This is a genomic window from Acinetobacter sp. SFB, from assembly GCF_001647545.1.
GTDB lineage: Bacteria > Pseudomonadota > Gammaproteobacteria > Pseudomonadales > Moraxellaceae > Acinetobacter.
Genome location: NZ_LSZH01000009.1, coordinates 1 through 5,152 on the forward strand (window position 1 = coordinate 1; position 5,152 = coordinate 5,152).

At 36.5% G+C, this 5,152-nt stretch carries 7 protein-coding genes; 3 read left to right on the forward strand and 4 right to left on the reverse strand.

All coding sequences use genetic code 11. The features are described 5' to 3' along the window. Nucleotides 1-541: 541 nt before the first annotated feature. Nucleotides 542-1,555 carry a RepB family plasmid replication initiator protein gene (locus AY606_RS04510; RefSeq protein ID WP_249409218.1) on the forward strand — a complete coding sequence of 338 codons (1,014 nt, stop codon included), beginning with the start codon at nt 542-544 and terminating at the stop codon, nt 1,553-1,555. On the opposite strand, the gene AY606_RS04515 is transcribed toward AY606_RS04510, so the two are convergent. Continuing rightward, entirely contained in the window at nt 1,545-1,814 is a 270-nt protein-coding gene (locus AY606_RS04515) for a DUF8583 domain-containing protein (RefSeq protein ID WP_067865398.1), read from the reverse strand. The two genes, AY606_RS04510 and AY606_RS04515, sit on opposite strands and share 11 nt — an antisense overlap. Nucleotides 1,815-2,022: 208 nt before the next feature. Here AY606_RS04515 and mobQ point away from each other — a divergent pair, with 208 nt between their 5' ends. Together mobQ and AY606_RS04525 are read left to right on the forward strand one after the other, a co-directional pair. Beyond that, a complete protein-coding gene (mobQ, locus tag AY606_RS04520; protein ID WP_067865402.1) occupies nt 2,023-2,994 on the forward strand; it encodes a MobQ family relaxase in 972 nt (323 codons plus the stop codon). Next, the gene (locus AY606_RS04525) at nt 2,991-3,500 is read left to right on the forward strand and encodes a hypothetical protein (RefSeq protein WP_067865409.1); all 510 of its coding nucleotides are present in this window, start codon (nt 2,991-2,993) and stop codon (nt 3,498-3,500) included. The genes mobQ and AY606_RS04525 overlap by 4 nt, the downstream gene beginning before the upstream one ends. 115 nt (nt 3,501-3,615) lie before the next feature. Here AY606_RS04525 and AY606_RS04530 read toward each other — a convergent pair whose 3' ends face one another. The 3 genes from AY606_RS04530 to AY606_RS04540 form a co-directional block, all read right to left on the reverse strand. Beyond that, nucleotides 3,616-3,948 carry a type II toxin-antitoxin system HicB family antitoxin gene (locus tag AY606_RS04530; protein WP_067865412.1) on the reverse strand — a complete coding sequence of 111 codons (333 nt, stop codon included), beginning with the start codon at nt 3,946-3,948 and terminating at the stop codon, nt 3,616-3,618. After that, a complete protein-coding gene (locus AY606_RS04535; RefSeq protein ID WP_067865415.1) occupies nt 3,945-4,193 on the reverse strand; it encodes a type II toxin-antitoxin system HicA family toxin in 249 nt (82 codons plus the stop codon). Before AY606_RS04535 ends, AY606_RS04530 begins: the two co-directional genes overlap by 4 nt. 109 nt (nt 4,194-4,302) lie before the next feature. Continuing rightward, nucleotides 4,303-4,809 (reverse strand): hypothetical protein, encoded by a 507-nt coding sequence (locus AY606_RS04540; protein WP_067865418.1) that lies wholly within the window; start codon nt 4,807-4,809, stop codon nt 4,303-4,305. Nucleotides 4,810-5,152 lie beyond the last annotated feature (343 nt).

Below are 5,152 nucleotides of genomic sequence, written 5' to 3' on the forward strand. Positions count from 1 at the left end.
AAGCCACTATTAAAATTTTGCCCTTTTTTTCTCTGATTACGCTTTTGCTTTTTTTAAATCCTAGATGGTAATTTTTAGCGAGTGTCTACGAGCGAAATATTGATGCTTTTGCTTTTCAAAAAGCATGAGCGAAGCGAATACATTACTAATGCTTTTGTTTTTAGATTTCACAAACAGGATTAACCAAAAACTGCCCCACGAAGCGAGGAACGAGCTTCAATAGAGTACGAGCTTTAGCGAGTACATAGGGCAGTTTTTATAAGTTTTTTCTTTTTTATAGTTTTTAAAGGTTTTTAAAGGTTTTTAGCCCCCTTTCAAAGCTATATACAGCAAGGCTTTACAAGTATTAAAAGGGAGGGATTGTCGGTGAAGAGGGAGGGATTGTCGGTGAAGGGGGAGGGATTGTCGGTGAAGGGGGGAGGGATTGTCGGTGAAAAGGGAGAATTACAAAAAACTCCTTTTTAAGAGAAAGAAGGAGTGCTATAAATTATTTCCATATATAAAAGGGAGAGATTGTCGGGTGAGTAATGATCTAGTTGTTATGGATAATTCCATCGTAAAAGCATCTTATAATTTGAGTGTGAGTGAGCAACGCTTATTATTGTCAGCACTAGCACAAATACCTAAAAACCAACCAATCGACCCTAAACAAGCTTATTACATTACAAGAGATGACTTTGTTAGATTGGGAGCTAATGCAGATCAGGCAACTAGAGATATTAGAAATGCCACTAAAGATTTAATGAAAAAAACTTTACTCATTGATACCAGTGCAGGAGTTTTAGAATTTCATTGGTTATCAGAAGTTTTACGTTTTGATAAAAATGCAGATGCTAGATTGAAATTAAAATATCCAAATCCAGAAGATTATAAAAACTACCTAAATGGATTAAGAAAATATAACTTATTAGAATCATTACCTTTTGGCAGACATAGCGATGATATTGTGGCTAGAGTTGTTTTCGATAGTCGTATTCTTCCTTTACTCAGTGAGCTAAAAGATAATTTCACTCAGTTTTTACTTAATGATGTTTCAGGTTTTGGTAGTGTTTATAGCTTTCGTTTTTATCAAATGATGATGCAATTTAAATCAACAGGCTACTGTAAAATAAGTCTAAATGACCTCCGTTATTCATTGGCATTATTTGAAAAATATGAAGCAACTAAAGATTTAAGAAAATGGGTTATTGAAACAGCAGTGAATGAAATTAATGAAAAAACACCTTATAAAGTTAGTTACGAATTACTCAAAACAGGGCGTAAATTTACTCACCTAGAATTAAAATTTAAGCAAAAACCCTTACCTAAAAAACAAGAACCACAGAAAGAACAAAAAGCGATTGATATATTCAGTGATCTATCAGACAGCCAAATTAAGACTTACAGTTCTACATTATCTAAACTTCATAGCATCTCAGATTTAGCCGACAATAAAGACTATCCAGCATTCGCTGTGTGGATTGCTAATATTTTACGTAACCCTCAATCAGTCCGAGAAGAAACAGTAAAACGTATATTTAAAGCTTTACGGACTGAAACAGATTTTAAAGATTAAATAGCTTTCGATCTCGATCTTCTGTTAAATACTCATTCAGCTCAGCCAGTATTTTTTCTTTATTGGCTTCATTGGATTGCATCTTTTTAATCAAATAAGAACCGAGCAAAATTTTACGCCGAGTATCATCCTTTCTTTCTTGTTCCTTTTGCTTGGTTTTTTCTCTTGCTTCGATAGCCTGTTTTTGCGCTTTTAACTGTTTCAGCTTTTCTAATTGAGCTTCAATTTTCTTTTCAATATTTTCAGCAGATTTTGTCATGACGGTTAATTTCGGGATATAGAAAACCACTCAAGCATAAAACCCTATGAATTGAAATTCAAGCGGTTAATATGCTATCGTGTTTTTCATGAAATGCGCACTTACGACTTGAATTTCATTCAAGTCACCGTTGCGTAAGGGGAAACCCCTTAACCCCAAAAAACTGCTACGCAATTTTTTAAAAGCAAAACCAACACAAGGCAACGGCATGGCAATTTATCATTGCTCGACTAAAACAGTGAATCGAAGTTCAGGAAGAACTGCGGTTGCTTCTATGGCTTATCGTGCAGGGGAAAAATTAAAAGATGAACGTACAGGACTGACCCACGATTTCACAAAAAAGGACGGTGTCGTCCATACCGAAATTATATCCAACCTCGATATTCAAATTGACCGTAGCGAACTTTGGAACTTGGCAGAAAAATCTGAGAACCGCAAAGATGCACGAACCGCTAGAGAATGGGTCATTGCCCTACCTGATGAATTAGACGCTGATCAACGTAAGGACTTGGCAAAAGACTTTGCCCGGTCCTTAGTTAATCACTATAGCGTGATCGCAGATATTGCCATTCACGAACCCAGCAAAGGCGGTAATGATAAGAACCACCACGCCCATATCATGCTCACCACCCGAAAAGCAGAATTAGACCCTGACAACCAACTCATTCTGACCACCAAAGCTGATATTGAGTTAAGCAACACCAAACGAAAAAGCCTAGACATGGGTACAACCCAAGAAGATATTAAATATATTCGAGAATCATGGGCAAACCTTGCCAATCGAGCATTGGAACGTGCAGGCTACCGAGAAAAAATAGACCACCGCAGCTATGCCGATCAGAACAATGGACTACAAGCCACGATTCATGAGGGAACAACCGTCACCCAATTACGCAGACAAGGCATAGATACCCAAATCAGCCGTTTCAACGACCATGTCAAACAGCAAAATACCCAACAGCTTCAACAGCAGAAACAACAGACCGAGAGTGTTTTACAGCGTGGGTTAAACCGTGTCGATCAAGGCTTTGAACAATGGCAGAAGAACCAAGAAGCTAAACGACTGGAGTTAGAACGCCAAGCAGAAAGACAGCGCCAACAAGACCTAGACAAACAACGAGCCGAACAAGCCAACCGTAAGGCATCACGAGATTTAGATAATGATGGATGGTCAAGATGAACAACCAAAATGATGACTTAGACGACCAACTCTATATTCTATTGGCATCAATGAAAGAATATCGAGAAGCCATAGCAGACGATAACAAGCGATTAGAGGCGTTTTACAACCAAGTCGCTAGCGGAGTACTAGATAAAACTGAAAAGTCGCTAGAAAACGCCAATAAGAAGCATATGGGTGCATTAGACAATAGTATTCAGGATCTAAACCAAGTCACCAACCGACTAAACACAAAACTTATTCTTATTTTTGCCAGTAGTTTTGTAGCTTCGATCATGGCGGTGCTTTTGGCTGTATTTTTATATGTACCAAGCATGGATGAAATTCAACAACGCAGAGCAGATAAAAAAGCATTAGATCAATATGCGTTACAAATGAGAATTGAAGATGGGGAAACACTGGTCAGAATTATGACTAAAAAGCCTTGTTATTCATTTCAGTCAAACAGTATGAAATCAGAAGATAAAACCTTTGACTGGTGTCGAATTGACCCTAAAAAATACTAGATGACCGGTACTTTGCTTGGTTTTTCTCATTACTAATCAGATTATAGTAAGCGCAAAGTTGCCCGACTTTGAAATATGGCTAAAGCCATATTTCAAAGCATCGGGCTAAGATAGTTTAAGCACCTAAACGTATTAATTTTTCTTGAATTGCATCACTGACAAAGGAGTTAAGAGAATTACTTGATGCTAAAACAGCTTTACGGTGCATTTCAGGGCTAATACGCACATTAAACGTGCCTTTGAATGGCTGATCAGGGTTTTTACCTAGTTCAGTACAAGATTCTAAATAGCCATCTACAGATTCCTTAAAAGCTTGCTCAAGTGCTTTTAATGTTTCTGCTTCATAGGTGATGAGATCACGGATAAACGCAAGTTTTCCAAATAACTCACCAGTTTCAAGATCAGGTTCAATCGTACCGAGATAACCTTTGTATTTTAAATAGCTCATAAAAATTTCTCCTGCTTGAGTGCCTGTTTTACAGCTTTCAATGCCCCACCTTTAATTTCGTTTTCAGGATGTGGACGGTGCAGTAAAATCATGTGTTCAGTTTTTTCATTAAAAAATCGAACACGAGAACCTGCCATTTCAAACTTTTCATAGCCAAGTTGATTCAGTAAAACGACTAAATCCTTATAAGGAAATGTATTTTTTGAATTTGTGAATTTTTCCAGTAACTTTTCCGTTTTACCCATACTTTAGCCCTGTTGCTATTGCAACTAAGTATAGTTGCTTTTGAGTGAATATTGCAACTGTATTTAGTTGCAATAGCAACAGGGCCATTATGTTAAATAGGCATATTTACTACCGAATTAAGCCTTCTATCCAACCTTTAAAATTCGGATTAGAATTTTGAGCATCACTTAAAATTTCTGAAACTGGTCTAGAGATAGACTTAGAATTTTGTTTTGCAAAATTTAGAAACTCATTATTAACTTTTGAGGTATCTTCAGGATATTCAATAGATTCTAATGGCCCATGGTTTTGGGCTAATAGCCAAAGGTAGTCGTTAAAATCTTTTGCTACAACTCCAATTTTGCCTTCTGATCCTAAGAATACGATTGGTTGATCTAGTATCTCTTTATCTGGATTAACCATCCAAAAGGCAGCATATCCACCAGTACCATCTTGCCCAAAGACAAGTAATGAATCAGCGTCTGCCTGACCATTACCAGTCCAAGCTTTTAACCATTGGCTTGCTTCATTTTTTGACATAAAAGTTTGATAAGGTTCGAAATCGATGCCATCCCCATCAGCATAATCAAATTCTAATTGATGTAATTCAGTAAGTAGATTTGGAAATTTAGTCATGAAATACTCTAATTCATTATTTTAAATAATTTCTAAAATTAACATAATACAGCTTATGCGAAATGCTATTTTTTATCTGATATAAATCATTTGCTTATCGTATATAAAAAAGCTCAATCCTAGCAGATTGGGCTTTTTTAGTGACTCTTCACGTTCCACGCCTATTCTTTGATCAAAGTTCCACAATTTTAATTAGTCCTATTAAATAATTTGATTCCAATCATAAGAACCAAACGAGTATCTACGAGTGATCAAGCCACTATTAAAATTTTGCCCTTTTTTTCTCTGATTACGCTTTTGCTTTTTTTAAATCCTAGATGGTAATTTTTAGCGAGTGTCTACG

What these genes read in the sequence shown, in the direction of transcription:
- AY606_RS04510 (WP_249409218.1), top strand. Translation starts at nt 542, where the DNA reads ATGGATAATTCCATCGTAAAAGCATCTTATAATTTGAGTGTGAGTGAG.
- AY606_RS04515 (WP_067865398.1), bottom strand. Translation starts at nt 1,814, where the DNA reads ATGACAAAATCTGCTGAAAATATTGAAAAGAAAATTGAAGCTCAATTA.
- mobQ (WP_067865402.1), top strand. Translation starts at nt 2,023, where the DNA reads ATGGCAATTTATCATTGCTCGACTAAAACAGTGAATCGAAGTTCAGGA.
- AY606_RS04525 (WP_067865409.1), top strand. Translation starts at nt 2,991, where the DNA reads ATGAACAACCAAAATGATGACTTAGACGACCAACTCTATATTCTATTG.
- AY606_RS04530 (WP_067865412.1), bottom strand. Translation starts at nt 3,948, where the DNA reads ATGAGCTATTTAAAATACAAAGGTTATCTCGGTACGATTGAACCTGAT.
- AY606_RS04535 (WP_067865415.1), bottom strand. Translation starts at nt 4,193, where the DNA reads ATGGGTAAAACGGAAAAGTTACTGGAAAAATTCACAAATTCAAAAAAT.
- AY606_RS04540 (WP_067865418.1), bottom strand. Translation starts at nt 4,809, where the DNA reads ATGACTAAATTTCCAAATCTACTTACTGAATTACATCAATTAGAATTT.